The sequence below is a fragment of the Microbacterium sp. NPDC089188 genome (assembly GCF_040685155.1).
GTDB classification, from domain to species: domain Bacteria; phylum Actinomycetota; class Actinomycetes; order Actinomycetales; family Microbacteriaceae; genus Microbacterium; species Microbacterium galbum.
This window is the reverse complement of record NZ_JBFBHH010000002.1, coordinates 26,040-48,303: the sequence shown is the minus strand read 5'-3', so window position 1 is coordinate 48,303 and position 22,264 is coordinate 26,040. Positions and strand designations below refer to the sequence as shown.

At 72.6% G+C, this 22,264-nt stretch carries 19 protein-coding genes; 4 read left to right on the top strand and 15 right to left on the bottom strand.

Annotation, left to right across the window (positions count from 1 at the left end; genetic code table 11):
- Nucleotides 1-250 precede the first annotated feature (250 nt).
- From AB0N80_RS06300 to AB0N80_RS06290, 3 genes are all read right to left on the bottom strand, one after another.
- On the bottom strand, nt 251-1,222 hold the full coding sequence (locus AB0N80_RS06300) for a LacI family DNA-binding transcriptional regulator (RefSeq protein WP_363578635.1): 972 nt from the start codon (nt 1,220-1,222) through the stop codon (nt 251-253).
- Between the two features lie 279 nt (nt 1,223-1,501).
- Nucleotides 1,502-2,389, bottom strand: coding sequence for a hypothetical protein (locus tag AB0N80_RS06295; protein ID WP_315995216.1), 888 nt, complete (start codon nt 2,387-2,389; stop codon nt 1,502-1,504).
- A gap of 50 nt (nt 2,390-2,439) precedes the next feature.
- Nucleotides 2,440-3,810, bottom strand: a complete 1,371-nt coding sequence (locus AB0N80_RS06290) for an FGGY family carbohydrate kinase (protein WP_363578215.1) — start codon at nt 3,808-3,810, stop codon at nt 2,440-2,442.
- 38 nt (nt 3,811-3,848) lie between these two features.
- Here AB0N80_RS06290 and AB0N80_RS06285 point away from each other — a divergent pair, with 38 nt between their 5' ends.
- Nucleotides 3,849-5,114: an HAD-IA family hydrolase gene (locus AB0N80_RS06285; RefSeq protein WP_363578214.1), complete on the top strand. Its 1,266-nt coding sequence runs from the start codon at nt 3,849-3,851 to the stop codon at nt 5,112-5,114.
- Nucleotides 5,115-5,186: 72 nt separating this feature from the next.
- A complete protein-coding gene (locus AB0N80_RS06280) occupies nt 5,187-5,666 on the top strand; it encodes a GNAT family N-acetyltransferase (RefSeq protein WP_363578213.1) in 480 nt (159 codons plus the stop codon).
- Between the two features lie 101 nt (nt 5,667-5,767).
- On the opposite strand, the gene AB0N80_RS06275 is transcribed toward AB0N80_RS06280, so the two are convergent.
- A complete protein-coding gene (locus AB0N80_RS06275) occupies nt 5,768-6,457 on the bottom strand; it encodes a DUF2848 domain-containing protein (RefSeq protein ID WP_363578212.1) in 690 nt (229 codons plus the stop codon).
- A 129-nt stretch (nt 6,458-6,586) separates the two neighbouring features.
- Between AB0N80_RS06275 and AB0N80_RS06270 the strand changes: the two genes are divergently transcribed.
- On the top strand, nt 6,587-7,933 hold the full coding sequence (locus AB0N80_RS06270) for an MFS transporter (RefSeq protein ID WP_315995221.1): 1,347 nt from the start codon (nt 6,587-6,589) through the stop codon (nt 7,931-7,933).
- A 63-nt stretch (nt 7,934-7,996) separates the two neighbouring features.
- Here the strand turns inward: AB0N80_RS06270 and AB0N80_RS06265 are convergent, their stop codons facing one another.
- On the bottom strand, nt 7,997-8,656 hold the full coding sequence (locus AB0N80_RS06265; RefSeq protein WP_363391078.1) for a GntR family transcriptional regulator: 660 nt from the start codon (nt 8,654-8,656) through the stop codon (nt 7,997-7,999).
- Nucleotides 8,657-8,701: 45 nt separating this feature from the next.
- On the opposite strand from AB0N80_RS06265, the gene AB0N80_RS06260 reads away from it, so the two are divergent.
- Entirely contained in the window at nt 8,702-9,505 is an 804-nt protein-coding gene (locus tag AB0N80_RS06260) for a carbon-nitrogen hydrolase family protein (protein WP_363578211.1), read from the top strand.
- Between the two features lie 88 nt (nt 9,506-9,593).
- Here the strand turns inward: AB0N80_RS06260 and AB0N80_RS06255 are convergent, their stop codons facing one another.
- The 10 genes from AB0N80_RS06255 to AB0N80_RS06210 form a co-directional block, all read right to left on the bottom strand.
- Nucleotides 9,594-12,401: an FAD-binding and (Fe-S)-binding domain-containing protein gene (locus AB0N80_RS06255; protein ID WP_363578210.1), complete on the bottom strand. Its 2,808-nt coding sequence runs from the start codon at nt 12,399-12,401 to the stop codon at nt 9,594-9,596.
- On the bottom strand, nt 12,398-13,396 hold the full coding sequence (locus AB0N80_RS06250; RefSeq protein WP_363578209.1) for a PfkB family carbohydrate kinase: 999 nt from the start codon (nt 13,394-13,396) through the stop codon (nt 12,398-12,400). The genes AB0N80_RS06255 and AB0N80_RS06250 overlap by 4 nt, the downstream gene beginning before the upstream one ends.
- A complete protein-coding gene (locus tag AB0N80_RS06245) occupies nt 13,393-14,235 on the bottom strand; it encodes a class II fructose-bisphosphate aldolase (RefSeq protein ID WP_363578208.1) in 843 nt (280 codons plus the stop codon). The genes AB0N80_RS06250 and AB0N80_RS06245 overlap by 4 nt, the downstream gene beginning before the upstream one ends.
- Nucleotides 14,236-14,469: 234 nt before the next feature.
- Nucleotides 14,470-15,459, bottom strand: coding sequence for an ABC transporter substrate-binding protein (locus AB0N80_RS06240; protein ID WP_363578207.1), 990 nt, complete (start codon nt 15,457-15,459; stop codon nt 14,470-14,472).
- A 41-nt stretch (nt 15,460-15,500) separates the two neighbouring features.
- Nucleotides 15,501-16,583, bottom strand: coding sequence for an ABC transporter permease (locus AB0N80_RS06235; RefSeq protein WP_315995228.1), 1,083 nt, complete (start codon nt 16,581-16,583; stop codon nt 15,501-15,503).
- Nucleotides 16,580-17,359 (bottom strand): ATP-binding cassette domain-containing protein, encoded by a 780-nt coding sequence (locus AB0N80_RS06230; protein ID WP_315995229.1) that lies wholly within the window; start codon nt 17,357-17,359, stop codon nt 16,580-16,582. The genes AB0N80_RS06235 and AB0N80_RS06230 overlap by 4 nt, the downstream gene beginning before the upstream one ends.
- A gap of 2 nt (nt 17,360-17,361) precedes the next feature.
- Entirely contained in the window at nt 17,362-18,753 is a 1,392-nt protein-coding gene (locus AB0N80_RS06225) for an FGGY family carbohydrate kinase (protein ID WP_363578206.1), read from the bottom strand.
- Complete coding sequence (locus AB0N80_RS06220; protein ID WP_363578205.1) at nt 18,750-19,787, bottom strand: class I mannose-6-phosphate isomerase; 1,038 nt, start codon at nt 19,785-19,787, stop codon at nt 18,750-18,752. Before AB0N80_RS06220 ends, AB0N80_RS06225 begins: the two co-directional genes overlap by 4 nt.
- On the bottom strand, nt 19,787-21,079 hold the full coding sequence (locus AB0N80_RS06215; RefSeq protein WP_363578204.1) for a LacI family DNA-binding transcriptional regulator: 1,293 nt from the start codon (nt 21,077-21,079) through the stop codon (nt 19,787-19,789). Before AB0N80_RS06215 ends, AB0N80_RS06220 begins: the two co-directional genes overlap by 1 nt.
- A gap of 85 nt (nt 21,080-21,164) precedes the next feature.
- Nucleotides 21,165-22,196, bottom strand: a complete 1,032-nt coding sequence (locus AB0N80_RS06210; protein WP_363578203.1) for a DUF4432 family protein — start codon at nt 22,194-22,196, stop codon at nt 21,165-21,167.
- Nucleotides 22,197-22,264 lie beyond the last annotated feature (68 nt).

Sequence of the window (22,264 nt, the reverse complement as noted above, 5' to 3'; positions counted from 1 at the left end):
GGCGTTCGGAGCGCGGGAAGGTCGTCATCGGAGCCCTCTTCTCGGGAGCGGTGGCGTTCTCTGACTGCCTTTCCTATCGCGCCCGCCCGATCGTGGACGGGCTCTTGCCCCGGCCCGGCCATTGTGCGTCGACGCGTCCGCGCCATTCCTCGCACCCCGAACACGGGTCCCTGCGCCCGCCGAAGGGACCGGTGGCCGCGTGCCCCGGTGGCTTCGACGAGCTCAGCCGCCTCGCGAGAAGCGGAGGGGGTCAGAGCGCGCAGGACTCCCGCTCGACCAGCGACACGTCGATCACCGTCAGCTCGTCGAGACCCAGGCCGGCATCGGGCTGCAGCCGCGCGAACACCCGCTCGGCGGCGAGCGCGCCGATGCGGCGCGGGTCCTGGTCGATCACCGTGACGGAGGGGGTGAGCGTGTCGGCCATGGGGAAGTCGCCGAAGCCGACGAACGGCAGCGGATCGCCGCGCAGCACGTGGGCGAGCGCCATCGACGACCGGGCGTTGGCGGAGAACAGGGCCGTGGGGGGCTCGTCGAGGCCGCGAAGACGCTCGAGAGCGGATGCCGCCGATGCGCGGTCGGAGACCTGCGAGGCGACGAGTCGCTCGTCGACGTCGACGCCCGCATCGCGCAGCGCCCGCCTCCAGCCCTCGACGCGCTTGGTCTCGGTCGAGAGGTGCACCATGTCGCCGACGTAGGCGATGCGGCGGTGCCCGTGCGAGAGCAGGTGGGTGGTGGCCAGGTGCGCGCCGGCTTCATCGTTCTCGGTGAACGTGTCGGTCAGCAGTCCCGCCGGCGCACGGTCGACGAACACGATCGGCGTGTGCCCGCGCCACCGCTCGAGCCATGAGTGGTCGGTGCCGACGGGGGCGATGACCAGTCCCGTGAGCTGGCGACCCAGCAGCGACTCGAGCGCGGGCCTCTCGTCGTCGGGGTTCTCGCCCAGGCTCGTGACGAGGGTCGACAGGCCATGGCGGCGCGCGGTGTCCTCGACCGCGCGGGCGATGGCGGCGAAGAACGGATCGACCACGTCGGGGACGGCGACCCCGATGACCGAGGCGCGGCCGGCGCGGAACGTCGTCGCCAGGGCGTTGGGGACGTAGTTGAGCTCGCGCATCGCGGCCTCGACGAGGGCTCGCGTGTCGGGGAGCACGTGCGGATCGTCGTTGAAGACGCGCGACACGGTCTTCGTGCTCACCCCGGCGCGCTGAGCGACGTCGCGCATCGTGGTCACGAGGCACCTCCGGGGTTCGGGCAAGTGGGGGCTTCGACGTGCCACCCTATCCGCCGGACCGACCGCGCGCCCCGCACGGCGGCACGGACGACGGGCGCCGAACCCCCGCGCGCCGCGGGGGTGGGCGCCGCGCGACCGGCGTCGCGGATCGACCCGAGTGCCCGCCCGGCACGGCGGCATCCGTCTTCCGCGTGCACCCGCGGGGAGCCGGTCCGAGGGGAGTCGGACGCGACCGGACGACGCAACCGGTGCCGGGCGGACGGGCTCATGTCAGCGGCCGTCGACGGCGTCGGCGAGCTCGCGCAGGCGCGGCAGGGCGCGGCCCGAGAGCAGCTCCTCGCGGCGGTCGGCGTCGATCGAGAGGCTGTCCTTCCACAGCGACCGGCCGGCCATCGCGCCCGAGGCGCCGTTGGCGACGGCCGTGCGCACCTGCTCGATGAACGTCTCGTGGTCGACACCGGCCGACAGCACGGCCCACGGCACGCCCTGGGCGGCCTCGGTCACGCGCGCGCTCGCCTCGGCCGAGCCGGGGTACTGCAGCTTGAGGATCTTCGCGCCGCACGCGACGGCGAGGGCGGCTCCGTCGACGACGAGGTCGGCGAACTTCTCCGCGTACTCCTCGTCGCTCTCGCCCTCGAGCTGGTACGTGAGCAGCTCGACGATGAGCAGCAGGCCCTCCTCGTCGCACGCCTTCACCAGGTCGCGGATCTCCTGCGCGACGCGGGAGTCGGCATCCTGCTTGTCGGGACGCGTGTACCAGAGCATCTTGGCCACGTCGGCGCCCTGCTCGCGGATGGAGTGCGGCGTGGTGCCGGGAACGAAGCGCGTGTACTTCAGACCGTCGACCGTCTCGGCACCCGAGGCGTCGAGACCGACGACGAGCGCGGTGTCACGGGCGAGCACGCCGTCGTCGACGATCTGCGGCAGCGCGACCTCGGGGTCGAGCAGGATCGCCGGCGCGTGGTTGGCGAGGTGGCGGACGAGGTCGGCCTTCACCTCGGCGAGCTCCTCGCGCGAGATCCCGTCGGAGCCGTTGGGGGCGTCCTTGATGGCGGCCTTCATGCCGTTGCGCTGGTCGGCGGCGACGATGAGCATGTGACCGTCGGGCGTGCTGATCGACTGCAGCGCGCGGCGCTCGATCGTGGTGAGTGCGTTCATGATCTCTCTTCTCTGGGGTTCTCGCGCGCGGGTGGGCGCGGGTGGTCTGTTCAGGAGGGGACGGATGCCGAGACGAGGCGCCGCGCCATGTCGGCGGCTCCCCACGCGACGTCCTGCTCGCGGGTGGACAGGGACGGATCGGGGAGCACCTCGGCGCGGGCGCGACGGACGGAAGCCATTCCCGCCCACCCGCCGGTGAGGGTGGAGTGGGTGGCGGGAGCCACCTCGCGGTCCATCGCCGCGATGAGCGCGGCGACCTCGTCGTTGCTGTGCCGCAGCACCGCGCCGAAGATCTCGGCGGGGCTCGCCTCCGTGTGCAGCGTCAGCCGCAGCACGCCGTCGTCGTTGCGGGCGCCGGTGACCTCGATCGCCCCGGCCGGCAGCTCGCCCTCGTACGGGAGCGCCATGACCGCGTCGTCGAGCGCATCACGGCCCGCGCGGTCGCTGACCCCGGCGGCGTGCAGCGCGCGGCGCAGCAGGAGACCGGTCTTCACCCCGGCGACGAGCACGTGCTTGCCCGGGACGACGTGGCGGACCTCGTTGATGAGCGCGTCGGCCAGTCGTCGGCGCGCCGCGAAGCCGAGAGGCGCATCGAGCACCCTCAGCAGCACCTCGGCCGTGCCGAGAGAGACGTGGTAGCCGTCGGCATCCAGGGTGCCGTTGGCCTGAGCGGCGACGAGGTGGTCGTGCCCGGCGACGGTGAGCGCGGCCCCCGCGACGCGGGGTCCGAAGGCGGCGGATGCCGTGCCCCAGGCCGTCCCGCCTCCCCGCAACGGCGGCAGCAGCGCGTCGTCGACGCCGAGCGCCTCGAGCATCGCCGGCCAGGCGGCGCCGGAATCCTGGTCGATGAGGCCGGTGCGCGAGGCGAGCGAGAGCTCGAGAGCCACGTCTCCGCCGAGGGCGGCTACGACGAACTCGGGCAGGTCGAGCCAGCGCAGGCCCGTGAGGTCGGTGCCCTGGTCGCGCAGCCATGCGAGCTTCGCGACGCTCACCTGGGCGCCGAGCGGCAGGCCGGTGCGGCCGGCGAACTCGTCGCGCACCTCGGCGGGGAGGGCGGCGAGCTGCTCCCACCCGCGCGGGTCGAACCACGCGAAGCCGGGTGCTGCGGCTCGACCGTCGACGTCGATCAGGATGCCGGTCTCGCCCATACCCGCCACGGCCAGGGACGTCAGCGCAACGGACGTGACAGGGGCGAGCTCGGCGTCGACGAGATCGATGAGCGCGCGGACGGATGACCGCAGGTCGTCCGCGTCGATGTCGGTCGTGCCGCCCGGGCCGACCCGCCACGGGGTGGGCGCCTGGGCCCCCGCGATCTCGGTGCCGGCGTCGTCGACGACGAGCATCTTGATGCCCGTGCTGCCCAGGTCGAGGCCGCCGTGGAGGCGCGACTGCTCGACATTCATGTCACCGGTGTCTTGCATGAGCGGCCGTCCTCTCCGGAACTTCTTCGAGTCCCGGAATGACGAGCATGACACCGGTGACTTGCTACGTCTATGGTGGAGGTATGCCGTCGTCGTGTCAAATACCCGAATCGCTCGCCGTCCTCGTCGCCGGTCCCGCCGGCAGCGGCAAGAGCACGCTCGGACGCGCCCTCGCCACCGCGCTGCGCGCACCCCTCGTCGACCTCGACAGCGTGACCACCCCGCTGCTCGACGCCCTTCCCGCCGACGCCCTCGGCGGACACTGGCTCGCCTCCCCGCACGCCGGGGCCATCCGCGCCGGTCGCTACGCGGCACTGCGCGCAACGGCCGCCGATGCCCTCTCCACGTCGGGCCGCGTGGTCGTCGTCGCCCCCTTCACCGCGGAGCTCGCGGGCGGGGACGACTGGACGGCGCTGCGCGAGGCACTCCTGCCCCTCGAGCCCGTCGTCATCCATGTCGACGGGGACCCGGCGATCCTGGCGTCCCGCCGCGCCGCGCGGGGCGTCTCCCGCGACGCGCACCGCGTGGACGTCACGCCGGTCGCACCCGCCGTCCCGGTGATCGCCGTCGACGCCGAGCTCACCACCGGGCAGCAGCTCGCCCGCGTCCTGCCCGCGCTCGGCATCCGCCGCCCCCTCGACGCGGGAGCCGCGATCTTCGCGCGCGAGTTCGACGCCGTGCTGTTCGACCTCGACGGAACCCTCGTCGACTCCACGGCATCCGTCGCCCGGTCCTGGCGGCGCTTCGCCGAGCACTTCGACGTGTCGATGGAGGCCCTGCACGCCAACCACGGTCAGCCCGCGCGCACGCTCGTGAGCCTGCTGCTGCCCGCCGAGCGGCATGCCGAGGCGCTCGCGCACGTCACCGACCTCGAGGTGGCGGATGCCGCGGGTCTCGCCCCCATCCGCGGCGCCGCCGACTTCTTCGCCTCCGTACCGGCCGACCGCCGCGCCATCGTGACCTCGGGGTCCGTCCCCATCGCCACGGCCCGCCTGGCCGCGGCCGGGTTCGCCCACCCCGACGTGTTCGTCACGGTCGACGACGTCGTCAACGGCAAGCCCGACCCCGAACCCTTCCTTCTCGCGGCCGAGCGTTTCGGCGTCGACCCCTCGCGCTGCCTCGTCGTCGAGGACGCCCCGGCCGGCATCGCTGCGGCCCGCGCGGCCGGCTGCGCCGTGATGGCGCTGACCGGAACGACCGCCGACGAGGAGTTGGGCGCCGATCTGGTGGTGGACGGACTGGATGCCGTTCGGCTCGAGGTCACGGCATCCGGGGCGCTGCGGTTGCGGGGCTCCGTCGGCTGACCATCCGCGACCGGGATGCGGAGGATCCACCTCCCCGGAGGCGGGCGGCCCCGCGGGGCGATGATGGAGGGGATGACCCTCTCAAGCAGCCCTGTCCTTCTCACCCGCATCACGCCGGCGATGGCACGACGAATCGTCGCGCGTGACGAGGAACCCGGAGACGACTGGCATCCGGACTATCCGTTCGTCGACGAGCTCGACCCGCTCGAAGCCCTCGCGGCGTCCGAGTCGAGCGCGTCACCGTTCACGATGTACGCCATCCGTGAGCCGGCGACGCGGCTCGCCGTCGGCGGCCTCGGCTTCTTCGGCCCACCCGACGCGAGCGGAACCGTCGAATTCGGCTACGGCCTCATCCCCGCGGCACGAGGACGGGGGCTCGCGAGTGCCGCCGTCACCCTCGCCCTCGCGCACGCCCAGCACTGGGGCGCCCGCCGGGCGGTCGCCGACACCGAGACCGACAACGGCGCCTCGCGCCGTGTGCTGGAGAAGGCCGGGCTCCACGAGACCGGGCGACGCGGCACCCTCGTGCTCTTCGCCCGCGACCTCCTCTGAAGGCGCGGGCGAGACGAGAGCCCGAGCGACGACGAAAGCCCGGACCGTTCGGTCCGGGCCGTCGTCGCCCACGGCCGGTGGACCGCGGCGCGAACGCTCGCTCAGCCGATGGGCGTCGGCATCCGCTCGACGTCGTAGCGGACGACGCTCGCCTCCCCGGTGCTCTCGTCGAGCAGCTCGACCTCCCAGCGGTCGCTGAACTGGTCGACGCCCGCGACCATCGGGATCGTTCCCGAGATGAGGGCGACGCCCTCCTGGCGCTCGCCCCGCTCGGCCAGAACGTCGAGCCAGTACTGCGGCGAGAGCAGCTCGCCGACGCGGCCGTCCTGGATGAGGGCGCGCTCGTCGCCCACCCACGCCCGGAGGCGCAGGTCGTCGGCGCGATCGGCCAGAGACGACAGACGCCAGGCCCGGCGACCGAGCATGTCGGGACCGGCGTTCTTGCTCCAGGCGACGCCGTGCACCTCGAGGGCCCGATCGGTGTGGTCGCAGGCGACGGTGAGCAGCACGTCGTCCTCGCCGGGGCCGATGACGACGATGCCCCACTCGGCCTCGCCGGAAGTGCGCTCGTGCTGCGCCTCGACCCGGTCGCCCTGCCGGGCCAGATACGACGAGACGGGGTACAGCGAGGGGGTGGTGGTGGGCGCCGGGACTCCCAGCTCGGCCAGTTCGTCGATGTGGTGCTTCACGGCCGCCTGGTCGCGACCGGCGTAGCCGGCGTTGTACATGTGCGTCACGTCGACGGAGACGAGGGTGCCCTCGCCGATGATCTCGAATTCCAGAGCGGTCACGTCGCCTCTTCCCATTGTTACGACGCGGGAAAATTTCCCCGTATCGGTTGCGTATACGTTTTGTATACAGGAAGTATGAGGGAAACGAAAACGCGGCGGTCCTCCTCGCCGACATCAGATGGGACTCTCATGACGAACGTTCGAAACGCTGTACCGGGCGGCCGGGAGCGCACGCGCTCGCTCGCCAAGGCGTACACCGCCAGCCTCACCGGCACCGCCCTGGAGTGGTACGACTTCGCCGTCTACTCCGCTGCCGCCGCCGTCGTGTTCCCGGCGCTGTTCTTCCCCGAGAACGACCCGCTCACGGGCGCGCTGCTGGCGTTCTCCACCTACGCCGTGGGGTACCTGTCGCGCCCGGTCGGCGGCATCGTGTTCGGCCGCCTCGGCGACAAGATCGGCCGCAAGAGGGTCCTCGTCATCACCCTCCTCCTGGTGGGCATCGCGACCTTCCTCATCGGCGTCCTTCCCACCTACGGCGCCATCGGCCCGCTCGCGGCCGTCATCCTCGTGCTGCTGCGCTTCGCCCAGGGCGTCGGCGTCGGCGGCGAATGGGGCGGGGCCGTCCTCCTCTCGAGCGAGTTCGGAACTCCGCGGCGCCGCGGCTTCTGGGCCTCCGCCGCCCAGGTCGGCCCGCCCGCCGGAAACCTGCTGGCCAACGGCGTGCTCGCTGTCCTGACCCTCGCCCTCTCCGACGAGCAGTTCCTCGCGTGGGGATGGCGCGTCGCCTTCCTCCTGTCCGCGGTGCTCGTCGCCTTCGGCCTGTGGATCCGCCTCGCCCTGGAGGACACCCCGATCTTCCGCGCCATCGAGCAGTCCGGCGACCGACCCGAGGCCCCCATCAAGGACGTGTTCCGCCTCGAGGGCCGCGGACTCCTCGCCGCCATCCTGTGCCGCCTCGCACCCGACATCCTGTACGCGATGTTCACCGTCTTCACCCTCACCTACGGACTCACGCAGCTCGGCATGGAGCGCTCGCAGGTGCTCACGGCCACCCTGATCGGCTCCGCCTTCCAGCTGGCGCTCATCCCCCTCGCCGGGTGGATCAGCGACATGGTCAACCGCCGCCTGCTGTACGCGATCGCCGCCGTGGCGGCCGCAGGATGGCCGTTCGTGTTCTTCCTCATGATCGGCGGCGGCTCCCAGCCGCTGTTCATCCTGGGCGTCGTCGTCGGTCTCGCCATCCACTCGTTCATGTACGGACCGCAGGCCGCCTTCATCACCGAGCAGTTCAGCCCGCGCCTGCGCTACACCGGATCGTCCCTCGCCTACACGATCGCCGGCGTCTTCGGCGGCGCTCTGGCTCCCGTGATCTTCACGGCGCTGCTCAGCGCGACCGGCAGCTGGGTCGCCCCGGCGATCTACCTCGGCGTCGCGGCCGTGCTCACCATCGTCGGACTGCTGCTCGGCCGCAACCCGCAGCACGCCGAAGACGAGGAGTACCTCGACGTGCTGACCGGAGCACGGGCCACGTCGTGACGACCGACGGCATCCGGTCCCCTCGGTCGGAGCGCTGCCCGCGCCCCGGCCGAGGGCCGCGCCTCACGCCCCCGTCAGGATCGTCCGGAGCGTGATGCTCAGGTGGTCGTCGATGGCCTTCTCGGCGGCCGCCTGATCTCCCGCGCGCAGGGCCTCGACGATCGCGCCGTGCTCGTGCGTCACGGCGTTCCACCGCGAGGGGCCGATGCTCAGCGCGGAGATCCCGACCCGCACCTGCTTCTCGCGCAGAGCCGCGTAGTTGCGCGAGATCAGCGCGTTGCCCGCGGCGTCGACCAGGGTCTGGTGGAACTCCCGGTCGAGCTCGATGCACTCGCGGGCCTGCTCGAAGGTCAGGCGGTCGAGTCCCGCGGTCACCGCGTCCTGACGTCGCATGACCTCGGCGAGTGCGTCGTGCGGCGAGAGCCGCTGGGCCAGGGCGCGCTGGACGGCGAACCGCTCGATCAGCCCGCGCATCTCCATCAGCTCGGCCGTCTCGCGCGGGGTGAGCGCGGCGACGCGGGCTCCCCGGCGGGGCTCGAGGTCGACCAGGCCCTCCGACGCCAGGATCAGCAGCGCTTCGCGCACCGGGGTGCGCGAGACCCCCACGGCGTCGGCCACGTCCTGCTCGTTGATGAAGCCCCCCTCGACCTGTGGGTCGGTCAGCAGCGAGCGGAGGTGTCCGAGAGCACGGTCTCGGCCCGAGGGGGGCGCGACAGAAGGCATACGACAGGTATACAACACGGGGATACCCGTACGAAGGAGACTCACATGCGCATCGCCCTGGCTCAGGTCGTCGCCGGTTCCGACCCCCTCGAGAACCTCTCGATCATCGCCCGCGAGGCCGCGCGCGCCGCCGAGGACGGCGCCGCACTCGTCGTCTTCCCCGAGGCGGTCATGTGCCGCTTCGCCGGCCCCGACCTCGCCGAGGTCGCGCAACCGCTCGACGGCGCGTGGGCCGACGAGGTGCGCCGCATCGCCCGCGAGGCGGGTGTGACGATCGTCGTCGGCATGTTCACCCCGGCCGACACCCCCGGGCGGGTGCGCAACACGCTCCTCGTCGCCGGGGCGGCCGAGACCGCCTACGACAAGATCCACCTCTACGACGCGTTCGGCTATCGCGAATCGGATGCCGTCGAACCCGGCCTGCAGCCCGTGCTCTTCGATCTGAACGGCGTCCGCATCGGACTGGCCACCTGCTACGACGTCCGCTTCCCCGCCCTGTTCCGCGCTCTGGCCGACGACGGCGCCCACCTCGTGCTGGTGGCCGCCTCCTGGGGGTCGGGACCCGGCAAGCGCGAGCACTGGGAACTGCTCACCCGTGCCCGCGCCCTCGACACGACGACCGTGGTGGTCGCGGTCGGCCAGGCCGACCCCCGCGCCACCGGACGCGACGACGGCGTCGGAGCGCCCACCGGCATCGGCTACAGCGCGGTGGTCGCCGCCGACGGTGCGGACCTGGTCCGCCTCGGCGAGGCCCCGCAGACGCGGGTCGTCGACGTGTCCGAGGCCCTGTCCGCGGTCGCCGAGGTGCGCGCGAAGATCCCGGTCCTCGCCAACGCCCGGCGGTTCTGACCCGGGCACGCATCCCCGCCCGCCGGAGCACGCCTCCCGCCGCCGCTCCCGCGGTGCAGCCGGGCGCCCCGCGCCACGACGCGGCCCCTCAGCCGAGGGGTCGCGTCGCCTCCTCCAACAGCTCCAGCACGTGCACGTACGACTCCCCCGTCGCCTTCGTCATCCCGAGCTCGCAGGTGCGGTTGCACGACGCGAAGGCATCAGCGCCGAACCCGGCGACCTCGGCCGCCTCAGGGGCGGTCGCCGCCTCGGTCAGCTCGGGGTGCAGCATCCCCCGGTCGCCCGCGTACGCGCAGCATCCCCATGCGTCCGGCACGCGCACCTCCGACGCCACGGCCTCCCCCACCGCCCGCAGCGCCGGATCGATCCCCAACTGCGTCGACGAGCAGGTCGGATGCAGGGCCAGCAGCTGCGCCACCGGCGTCGGCGTGAGACGCGGAAGAAGAGTGGATGCCGCGAAGGCCACGGCATCCACGACCTCCACGCCCTCGTCGCGCAGGGTCGCGGCGAAGCCCTCGGTGCAGCTGGACGCGTCGCAGACGACCGGGAGGGCCCCGTCGCGCGACGCCGCGCGCACCGCGGCGCGCACGCGGGAGGTCATCGTGGCGTGTCCCTTCGCGTAGCCCTTCGACGACCACGGCGTCCCGCAGCAGAACGCGTCGATGCCGTCCGGCACGACGGCTGAGACCCCCGCACGTTCCAGCAGGCGGGTGAACGCCGCGGCCGCACCGATGCCCTCGGCGGGCCCGAACATGCTGCCCACGCACGCGGGGAGGAACACCGCGACCGGCTCCACTCCGGGAGCCCCGACGACGGTCCCGAGCGATCGACGGGACGCCCCACCCGCGGGCAGCTCCGCCGCGTACCGGGGCACCGTGTCGGTGCCGAGCACCGCGCGAGCGGCATCCGTCACCGCGCGCACGACGGGAGTGGGGAGGGCCGATGCGACGCTCAACGCGGCGGCCCCCGCCCGTGTCACCGCACCCCACCCGGTCGCCGCGGCGGACCAGCCCGCAGCGAGCACCGGGTTCGCCTCATCGCGGCGGAAGCGCTTCATGAGCGCCCCGGTGTTGATCTGCACGGGGCACGCCGTCTGGCACATGCCGTCGACGGCGCAGGTCTGCACGCCGTCGTAGTCGTAGTCCTTCTCGAGCTCCGCGACGAGGGCGCCGTCGCCGCGTTCGCGGGCGGCGGTCGAGGCGCGCCGAACGACGATGCGCTGGCGGGGGGTCAGCGTCAGCGACCGACTCGGACACACCGGCTCGCAGTACCCGCATTCGACGCACCGGTCGGCCTCGGGCTCGATCGACACCGGGGTCTTGAGGTTCCGCATGTGCGCGGCCGGGTCGTCGTCGATGATGACGCCCGGATTCAGAATGCCGCCCGGGTCGAGCAGCCGCTTCAGTCGCACCATCACGTCGTACAGTTCGTCGCCGTACTGCCGCCGCACGTACGGCGCCATGGCGCGGCCCGTGCCGTGCTCGGCCTTGAGATTCCCGCCGGCGTCGAGGACGAGGTCGACCATCGCGTCGGTGAAACCCTCGAAGCGCCCGAGTGCCTGCGCGCCCTCGAAGCGATCGGTGAGCATGAAGTGGATGTTGCCGTCCTTGGCGTGGCCGAAGATCACACTGTCGCCATAACCGAAGCGTTCGAACAGCTCCTGCAGACCCTCGCACGTATCGGCGAGGCGCTCGACCGGCACCACAACGTCCTCGAGCAGTGCGGTCGTGCCGCTCGGCCGGGCACCCGCGACCGAGGCGTAGAGGCCCTTTCGGAACGTCCACGCGGCGGCGCGCTGCGCCGGGTCGCTCGAGAACACCGCGGGCTCGCGCAGCGGTTGCTGCCCGAGCACACGGGCGCCGGCGGCGGCGAGATCGTGCAGCGCGGGGGCGTCGTCGGCGTGGTACTCGACGAGCAGCGCCGCCTGCGTCGTGGCCTCGAAGCCGTGGATGGCGGCGGGCGTGCCGGCCAGACGCTGTCCGACGCGCAGGGAGGTGGCATCCATCAGCTCGAGCGTCGCCGCGCCCGTGGCCACCAGAGCCGGGAGCGAGCGGGTGGCCGCGTCGAGGGTCGGGAAGACGGCGAGGGTGGTCGCGATCGCCGAACGGATCGGCACCGTGCGGAAGGTCGCCTCCGCGACGAAGGCGAGCGTCCCCTCCGACCCGACGACGAGGTGCGCGAGCAGCGCCGCGGGGCTGTCGAAGTCGAGGAACGCGTTCAGGGCGTAGCCCATCGTGTTCTTCATCGCGAACTGCCGCTCGATGAGGGCGACGCTCGCGGGGTCCCCCACGACGCGCTCGCGCAGCCGCAGCAGTCCCTCGACGAGGGCGGGCTCGCGCTCGTGCAGCAGCCGGTCGGCATCCGGGTCGGCCGTGTCGACGACGGTCCCGGATGCCAGCACCAGCACGAGCGATTCGAGGGTGCGGTACGAGTTCTCCACCGTGCCGCACGCCATGCCGCTGGAGTTGTTCGCCACGACACCGCCGATCGTGCACGCGGCCTCGCTCGCGGGGTCGGGGCCGAGGCGATGCCCGTGGCGCGCGAGCCGCGCGTTGACCTGCCGCACCGTGGCGCCCGGTTGCGTGCGCACGCGGCGTCCGCCGTCGAGCACGTCGATGCGTCCGAACCCCTGGCGCACGTCGACGAGCAGTCCCGCCCCCGACGACTGGCCCGACAGGCTCGTGCCGCCCGAGCGGAAGGTCACCGGGGTGCGCGAGGCGGAGGCGGCGCGCAGGATCGCGCCGACCTCCGCGGCGTCGGCCGCGACGACCACGGCATCCGGAGTGAGCAGGTAGTGCGACGCATCGTTCGCGTAGGCGACGCGGTCGATCGCGCGCGTGCGGATGCGCGAGGAATCGGCGACGGCCGCGGCGACCTCCGGGGCGAGCGGGGTCATGCCTCCCCCTCGGGGCTGAGCGCCCGTGTCAGATCCGGTTCGGTCTCCACGAGAGCCCGGATGCCGTGCGGCGGTCCCGCGACCAGCGTCGAGGCGTGCGCGACGGCGTGCGCTCCCCACTCGGCGGCCGACGCCGCGGCGAGGACGAGGGCATCCGCTCCGGCTGCGACGGCCGCGGGTTCGCGGGTCACGCCGAGGAGGTAACCGGCGAGGGCGGCGTCTCCCGCCCCGGCGGTGTTGGCGACGAAGGGGGCGTCCGCCCGCGCGAACACCGCGCGCTCCGCCGTCACGGCGACGAGGCCGTCGGCGCCGAGGCTCGCGAGCACCGTGCCCACGCCCCGCTCGACGATCTCGCGCGCGGCGGAGACGACGTCGCCGAGGCTCGTGAGGGGGCGACCGACCGCGGCCGCCAGCTCGTCGGCGTTGGGGGTCAGCAGGTCGATGCCTGCGGGGTCGGCGAGCAGTGCGTCGAGAGCCGTTCCGCTGGTGTCGACGGCGACGCGCGCGCCGTGCTCCTGGGCCACCGCGCGGACCGCGTCGAGATCGACCGGCGCGCCGGCGCCCGCGAGGTCGGGGAGGCTCCCCGAGATCACGAGCCACGGCTCCGTGCGCGCGGCGAGCTCCGCGCGCAGCGTCGCGACGGTGGCATCCCATGCCTCCGGTGACAGCGGCGGGGTGGGGGCGTTCACCTTGGTGGTGGCACCGTCGGCGTCGATGATCGAGGTGTTCACACGGGTCGACCCGGGCACCTCGACGATCCGCAGCAGCGGAGCGGTGAGCCCGCAGCGCGCGAAACGCACGTCGTCGGCGCCCAGCACGACCACCGCCGCGGTGTCGGCACCCCCGGCGGCGAGGGCGGCCGAGACGTTCACGCCCTTGCCGCTCACCTCGCGCGTGTAGCTCTCGGCGCGCGTGAACGCTCCGCGCCGCAGCGCGCCGACGCGGTACGTGGCGTCGATCGCCCCGGCGGCGGTGAGGGTGACGACCCCGGTCACGCGCGGACCTCCGTCGCGACCCGGCCGGTGACGACGTCGAGCAGACGGTGCACCTCGGCCGCGACCGCGGAGCGCCCGGGGGCGAGCCAGCGGCGCGGATCGATGGCATCCGGATCCCGATCGAGCTCGGCGCGCACGGCCGCCGTGAGCACGGTATTCAGGTGCGTGCCGATATTGATCTTGCGCATGCCCGCGCGCACGGCGCCGTCGATCCCGGCGTCGGCGACTCCGCTGGAGCCGTGCAGCACGAGGGGCACGGACACGGCCGCGGCGAGCTCGGCGATGAGCGTTTCGTCGAGCCGGGCGCTGCGCTCGCGCATGGCATGCTCGCTGCCCACGGCGACGGCGAGGGCGTCGACGCCCGTGGCTTCGACGAAGCGCACCGCCTCGGCGACGTCGGTGCGCACGCCCGGCGCGTGGGCGCCCTTGCCGCCGATCTCCCCCAGCTCGGCTTCGATCCAGGCTCCCGCGTCGTGGACGTGGGCCGCGACGGCGGCGGTGCGCTCGAGGTTCTCGGCATCCGTCAGGTGGGCGGCGTCGAACATCACCGAGCGGATGCCGACGGCCAGCGCCTCGTCGACGAGCGGCTCGTCGGTCGCGTGGTCGAGGTGCACCACGACGTCGACGTGCGCGGCGTCGGCCAGGCGCAACGCGGCGCCGGCGGCCGGGGCGAGACCCCCGTGGAACGCGATGGCGTTCTGCGACAGCTGGAGGATCACACCGGTGCCGGCCGCCTCGGCGCCGGTGACGATGGCCTCGGCGACCTCGAGGGTGATGAAGTTGAAGGCCCCGACCGCGCGGTGCGCGGCGAGGAGGGCGGGCATGTCTGCCAGGGGCACGGCGGTGTCTTTCTCGTCGGGTACGGCCCCGTGACGAGTACGCCGCGCGGGCGCATCCCCGGGGTGGGGCCGTGTCTGTCTCACCGGGGCGCGGGGCGCGTCCGGGTTCGGGGCGTGTTTCGTCGTTCGGGGCGTGAGGTTTTCGCCCCACGGCGCGGAACCCGCCCCGAACCGGGAAGGGAAGGGGGGTGGATGCCGGGACCTCGCGTGTGCGGGGGTCCCGGCATCCGGGTGTCAGCAGGACGACTTGTAGACCGCGTCCTTGCCGTCGCCGTTGATGTTGTCCTTGGTGAGGATGGTGAAGCCGGTCTGGATCTTCTCCTCGGTGGACTCGCCCTTCAGTGCGGCGATGGCCTGCTTGACGCCGTCGGAGCCGATGGTGGCGGGCTCCTGCGCGACGAGCGCCTGCACCGTGCCGGCCTGCAGGGCCTTGACCTGGGCGGGGCCCGCGTCGAAGCCGACGATCGTCACGGCGCCCTGCTTGCCCGCCTGTTGCACACCGGTGGCCGAGCCCTCGGCGGCGAACAGGTTGGCGGCGAAGATGCCGACGATGTCGGGGTCCTTCTGCAGCGCGGCGGTGACGATCTCGGCCGCGGTCGAGGGCTCGTTGTGCGAGTACTGCACACCCACCGACTCGAACTTCGAGTCCTCGGCGACGGCGTCTTCGAAGCCCTTCGCGCGGGCGTCGGTGGTGGAGATGCCGGGATCGACCGACACGACGAGCACCTTGCCGCCATTGGGGTTGGCATCCTGGATCGCCTTGAACGCGGCAGCCCCGCCGCCTTCGTTGTCGCTGGAGATCTGCGACACCGCAGCGGACGGGTCCTCGAGCGTCGTGTCGACGAGGACGACCTTGATGCCCGCGGCCTCCGCCGCCGCGATCGGCGCCTGCATGGCCGACACGTCGGTCGGCGCGATCAACAGCGCGTCGGGCTTGGAGGCGACCACGGCGTCGACGATCGGCTTCTGCAGGGTCGGGTCGAACTTCTCCGGGCCCTGGGTCGTGACGGTGGCGCCTTCTTTGGCAGCTTCGTCCTGGATGCCGCACTGCATGGAGATGTAGAACTCATCTCCGGCGACGCCCTGCACGAACGCGATCTTGTAGCCGCCGTCGGAGCCGCCTGAGGCGGATCCCGACGACGAGCCGCCGGAGCACCCGGCGAGGACGAGGGTGGCTGCGGCGCCGAGGGTGGCGAACGCGAGAACCTTCTTGTTCCACTGCATTGTGATGACCGTTCTCTCTTGGGGGTGTCGGATGCCGGGCCTCAGCCGCGGCGTCCTCCGCTGACGAACTTCCGCCAGAGGCTCTGGGTGTTGCCGCGGGTCGCGGCGGTGCGGCGCACCTGGTCGACGTAGACGGCGGTGATGAGCACCGCGCCGACGGCGACCTGCTGCCAGAAGGGCTGCACGCCGGTGATGACGAAGCCGTTCTGCAGCACCGCCGGGATGAAGAGGCCGACCACCGTGCCGAAGATCGTGCCGACGCCGCCGAAGAGCGACGTGCCACCGATGACCACGGCCGCGATGACGTTGAGGTTGGTCTGCGACTGCCCCGCGATCGCAGTGGTCGAGAACTGCGACAGGGCCAGGATGCCGGCGAGCCCGGCGAGCGCCCCCGACAGCGTGTAGACCGAGATGAGGTGGCGGTCGACCTTGACGCCGACGCGACGGGCGGCGAGTTCGCTCGAGCCGACGGCGTAGGTGTAGAGGCCGAATTTGGTGAAGTGCAGCACCACGGCGCCGATCACGACGACCACGAGGGCGATGACGCTGATGATCGGCAGCGACCCGAAGACGTTGCCGTAGCCGATCGACACCGTCAGCACGGTCGGCACATCGCGGATGTCGACACCGCCGGTGAGGATCTGCGCGAGACCGAGGGCCATGCCCAGGGAACCCAGGGTGACGATGAGCGGCGGGATCTTCGCCTTGGCGATGAGGAACCCGTTCAGCAGCCCCCAGCACACGCCGCTGAGGATGGACACGAGGATGCCGATGGTGGCCACTCCCCAGCCCTCGCCGCCGAGCGCGCGCATCGTCAGGGCCGAGACGACGCCCGAGAACACCAGGACCGAGCCGATCGAGAGGTCGATGCCCGAGGTGATGATGATGTACGTCATGCCGACGCCGAGCACCGCGAGGATCGAGGCGTTCTGGATGATCAGGCGGAAGTTCGACCACTGTGCGAACGAGTCCGGCGCGAGCGCGCTGAAGATCAGCACGATGACGATGAGGATGAGCAGGATCTGGAAGGCCTGCGCCTTCAGCAGTCCGACGAAGAAGTTCGGCTTGGTGTCTTCGAACGTGCCGATGGCCACCGTCTCGGTGGGAGGGGTCGTGGTGCTCACTTCTGGTCGTCCTTCGTGACGGCGCCGGTCATGAGCCCGACGAGTTCTTCCATGGAGGTGTCCTTCGCGGAGACGTTGGCGACGCGCGTGCCCAGACGCAGCACCTGCACGCGGTCGCACACCTCCATGACGTGCGGCATGGAGTGCGAGATGAGCACGACGGCGATGCCCTTGTCGCGCACACGGCGGATCGTCTCGAGCACGTTCTTCGTCTGACGCACGCCGAGGGCTGCCGTCGGTTCGTCGAGGAAGACGAGGCGACCGGCCCAGTGCACCGCACGGGCGATCGCGATCGCCTGACGCTGGCCGCCCGACATCTCGCCGACGGGCGAGGTGAGCGAGCGCACCGTGGCGCCGAGCTCGTCGAACGCCGCGCGGGAGGCGACGGCCATCTCCTTGGTCTTCATGAACCCGAGCGCGCCTGCGAGCCCCGGGCGACGGATCTCGCGGCCCAGGTACATGTTCTGCACCGGGTCGAGATGCGGGGCGAGCGCGAGGTCCTGGTAGACCGTCTCGATGCCGAGCGACGAGGCGACCTGGGGGTTCGACATCTCGATCGGCTTGCCGTCGAAGAGGATCTCTCCCTCGTCGATGGCGAGGTTGCCCGACAGGGCCTTCACGAGAGTCGACTTCCCCGCGCCGTTGTCACCGATGAGGGCGGTGACCTCGCCGGGGTAGACCTCGAAGTCGACATTGCTGAGGGCGCGGACATGACCGAACTGACGCGACAGACCGCGTGCCTGGAGCACGGGGACCGCCGTGGTGACTGACGACATCGTCAGCTCCTTTCCGTGGTGAGAAGAGGGGAGGAGAGGAACGTCTCGGCGACGTCCTCGAAAGAGCGGGGGTCGACGGCGAACGCGGCGAAGAGCGCGGCGCCGTACGCGGTGCCCTCGTCGTGGGTGGACACCGTGACCGCGGGCAGCAGCGCCGAGCGCGAGCGCACGACGGATGCCATCGACGACCAGCCGCCGGTGAGCACCGTGGACGTGGGCGGGGCCACCTCGCGGTCCATCACGGCCATGCATTCGGCGAGCATGTCGTTGCCGTGGCGCAGCGACGCCGCGAACAGCTCGGCGGGACTGAGCCCGTCGCTCTGCGCGACGATCTTCAGCACGCCGTCGTCGTTGCGGGCGCCCGAGACGGCGAGTCCGGCATCCGAGACGGTGCCGGCGACGGGCAGCCCCATGGTCTCGTCGTCGATGCGCGCGCGGCCCACGGCATCCGTGATCCCGAGCAGCTGCAGCACACGGCGCATGAGCAGACCCGACTTGGTCCCGGCCAGCAGCACGTACTTGCCGGGGATGACGTGGCGGACGCAGTTGATTCCGGCGCGCGCGAGGCGCTCGCGGGCGTCGAATGCGAGGGTGTCGTCGAGCACGCGCACGAGGGCTTCGGCGGTGCCCATCGAGTCGTACAACTGCCCCGTGTGCGTGGCGCCGGCGGCGACCGCCGAGACGAGGTGGTCGTGCCCCGCGACGGTGAGGGCCGCGCCCCGGAAGCCCGCGGGCAGCAGCGGGTCGGTGATCGTCCCCACCGCTTCGCCCGCACTGACGAGAGTCCCGAGGATCGCCTCGTCGACGCCGAGCACATCCAGCGCCGCCTGCCAGGGGGTGCTGTCGTCCTGGTCGATGAGCCCGGTGCGCGACACGAGCGAGTACTCGGCCACGCGCGGTCCGCCCAGGGCGTGCACGACGTACTCGGGCACGTTCAGGAAGGTGGTCCCCCGCAGCTCCACACCCTCGTCGCGCAGGTGGAGGAGTTTCGAGAGGGATGCCAGGGGCCCGACGGGCAGGCCGGTTCGCCCGAGGAACTCGGCGCGGAACGCGTCGGGCGTCGCCATGATCTGCGCAGCCCCGCGCGGGTCGAACCACGCCATGATCGGCGCGAGCGCGGTGCCGTCGGCATCGACCAGCACTCCCGCCTCGGCCATTCCCGACACTCCGAGCGCCAGGATGCGGTATCCGCCCTCCAGCCGCGCGTCCGCCTCGGCGGCGAGGTCGCGCACGACCGCGATGGCCTGCGCGGCGGTCATCTCGGCTCGACCGTGGTCGAGGTTCGTCCAGGGCGACCGGCGGCTCACCACGAGCACCTGGCGTCCGTCGGGCGTGGCCACCAGCAGCTTGGTGCTGGTCGAGCCCATGTCGACGCCGACGACGTAGTCGGTCATCGCACCCCACCCCCGCGCAGGGTTCCGGGCCACCCGGCGCCGGGGGCGGCGACGAGCACCTCGGCCTCGCCGGTCAGACGCCACGCCCCGAAGGCGTGGGGCACGGCGTAGACCTGGCCGCGCTCGACATCGACCGACGCCGTATCCGACACGAGCGCCCCCGACCCCTCGCGCACGAGCACGACGGCGAAACCGGCCTCGCGCGCCGCGGTCTCTCCCGCGGCGTCGAAGAGGCGGAAGTACGGGTCGGCGACCGCGGGGAGCAGCGAGCGGAAGTCCGCCCCCGCCGGGGTCGTCCCGGCGGTGCTGGTCAGGGCGTCGAGGGCAGCGGCATCCAGCTTCTCGGTCGACACCGAGGGCATGACGGCGTCGAAGCCGAGGTCGAGGTGCGACTCCTCGCGGGTCGAGGTCGTGACCGACCACTCCAGCAGGATCGAGAAGTCGGTGGGTTCCTGCACTTCGGCGACGAAGATGCCGCCGTCGATCGCGTGCACGGTGCCGGCGGGCACGAGCACGCCCATCCCCGGTCGCACGACGACGCGGTTCATCCGCGAGAGCATCCACTCGCTGTCCTGCGCGTCGCGGCGGCGGTCGAGTTCGTCGCGGTCGACGGACTGGTTCCAGCCGACGTGCACGGCGCAGTCGTCCTCGGTCTCGAGCACGTACCAGGCCTCGGTCTTGCCGTAGGGGCAGTCGAGGTGGGCGGCGGTGAAGTCGCGGCCCGGGTGCACGTGGACGGGGAGGCGCTGACGCGCGTCGAGGAGCTTGACCAGGATGCCGAGATCCGCGGCATCCCGTCCTCCGCGCGCCCCCACCCACGCGGCACGATCCCCCGCCACGAGGTCGCGCAGGAGATCGCCGTCGTCGGTGACCGCGAGGCCGACCTCGTCGGATCCGAAGCGCGAGACGGTCGAGCCGAGCCACTCCTCGGGCTGTCGGTCGGTCTGGGGCACGATGCCGCGGAGGGCGGCGATGCGATCGCCGCCGCGGTAGAAGTGCTGCACGGGGTTGGGCGGCAGGAGGACGGGCTTCATCACGGGGCTCCGATGGGGGCTGCGGCCGACACGTCGGCGTCGCCGGCCGGCTGGGGGTGGACGAGGGCGAGGGCCGTCGCCGCGAGGGCGGCGGCGGGTTCGGAGAGAACGGGGAGAGGGGCGGCGTCGGGCGAGGGATCTCCCGCGACCACGCCGGCGGCGTCAGCGGATGCCTCCGAGCCCGCCGAGCGCACCGCGACCCCAGCCGTGGCCCCTGAGCCCGTCGAAGGGTCCGCCGCGGTGCCCGCCGGTGGTTCGACCTCGCCCGACCCCCGGGGCACGAGCCGCGTCGGCACGACGATGCGCACCGGCCCCTCGTCGGGCCGCTCAACCCGCTCGCGCAGCCGCCGGAACGCGGCGGCACCGAGCAGACGCGGGTCGTGGTCGACGTACGTGATGCCGGGCTCGAGCACCTCGGCGAGCGTGAAGTCGCCGAACGAGACGAGCGCCGGCATGCGCAGCCCCCGCGCGCGGATGGCGCGGACCGTGCCGATGGCCGCCAGGCTCGTCGCGCACAGCAGCGCGGTGGGAGCGTCGTCGCGCTCGAGCAGGAGCGCGGCCTCGGCGGCGTCGCCCGAGCCGAACCGCTCGTGCGTCACCACGAGCGACGGGTCGAAGGGCAGTCCCGCCGCCTCGAGAGCCGACCGGTAGCCGGCGAGCCGGTCGCTCACCGTGGGGTACGACACGTCCTCGCGCATGAAGGCCACGCGACGATGCCCGCGCGCGATCAGGGCGGTGGTGGCCTCGACGGCCGCACCGACGTCGTCGATGACGACCGCGTCGATTCCCTCCCGCGCCCGGTCGACGGTCACGACGGGGAAGCGCGCGCCGAGACCGGCGAGCGTCTCCGCCTCCACCTCGACGGGGGCGACGATGAGTCCGGCCAGACGGTGACCGGTCAGGCGGTCGAGCTGCGTGCGCTCGCGCGCCGCGTCGTATCCGGTGCTGGCGAAGATGACGCTCAGTCCCTCGGCGACCGCGAGCTCCTCGACGACGCTCACGAAGGCGGCGAAGAACGGGTCGGAGATGGCGTCGATCAGGATGCCGACGGTGTCGGCCGCACGCCGCTTGAGCTCCCGGGCGCTCCGGTCGGGCACGAAGCCCAACGCCCGCACCGTCTGCCGCACGCGGTCGCGGGTCTGCGGCAGCACGCCCGGCTCGTCGTTGATGACGCGCGAGACGGTCTTGGGGCTGACGCCCGCCGCGGTGGCGACGTCGATGAGACGAGCGCGGGGGCGGGGCGCCGGGGCCTCGCCGACCGTGGTCGCGGCCACCGTCTCGTCGTGCGTCATCGCATCTCCGACATCGTTGTCATTCGGGGCGAAACCCAGGGCCGGGCTTCGATGGAGTCATCCTGCGACTACGTGGACAACGTTGTCAAGTCTCGGATCGGTCACGGATGACATCGATGTCGAGACCCAGCTCCCACGAGGCGCCCGGCGCGAGGGCGCGCAGCAGCCCCGCGGCGCGCGCGTCGGCACGACCGAGGATCGTCGCCGCGGTGGCGGGCTCCACCCCCAGCACCGATCCGTCGTCCTGCGCCACCCGCCACTGGAACATCGCCGGCAATGAGGCGGTGTCGAAACCGATGCGGATGCCGAGCCCCGACGTCGCGACGACCTCCGCGCTCACCCGCCGGTCCGCCGGCAGATCATGGCGGAACACCTGCTCCGGATACTCGGACGCCGGCGCGGGGAACTCCGCCCAGGTCGCTGCCCCGGCCGCCGCGGCCGCGTCGCGCGGAAGAACGCGCCCCGCCGGAGACCGCAACAGCGTCCCCTCGTCCACAAGGGGCCAGCCGAGGTTCACGTGGTAGAGCACCATCGGCTCGACGGGACCCGCCCCGCGGTTGACGATCTCGTCCCGCAGCTCGATCCGCGCCTCGCCGAGCGGCACGCGCACGCGGCGACGCAGCTCCAGGTGCGCGCCGAGCACGGTGGCCTCCACCACGGTCACTTCGACGACCACGGCATCCGCGCCGACTTCCGCTCGCCGGACGGATGCCGACAGCCCGCTGTAGCGACCGTGCTGCGGGTGGTCGCCCTCGGCGTCCGACGACGGCGGCCCGAACGAGAGCAGGCCGCACGTCGTGACGAGCCCTCCCCCGAACGACGCGCCGAAGCCGCTCGCGCCCGGCCGCGGCCACCCCGTGGGAGACACCCACGCGAGCGGGACGCCGCGATACCGCACCTGCCCGATGTCGAGCCCGCGGTCGGGCAGCAGCTCGATGTCGAGGTCTCCGGCGACGACCCGGAGGCGCCGGGTCCCGGCATCCGGTCCGTCGGTGCGCAGCGACTGCTCCACCGACGCGACCTGCGCCGCTGAGCCCGCGCGCCGGAGCGCCTCGTCGATCGATCGTCCGTACAGCTCACCCATGAGCTCCGCCTTCCTCGCCGTGCTGCGCCTCACGGTAGCAGCGATTGACAACGTTGTCTTGCCCCCGCATACTGACCGTCGAGCGCAGAGCCGCGCCCCGA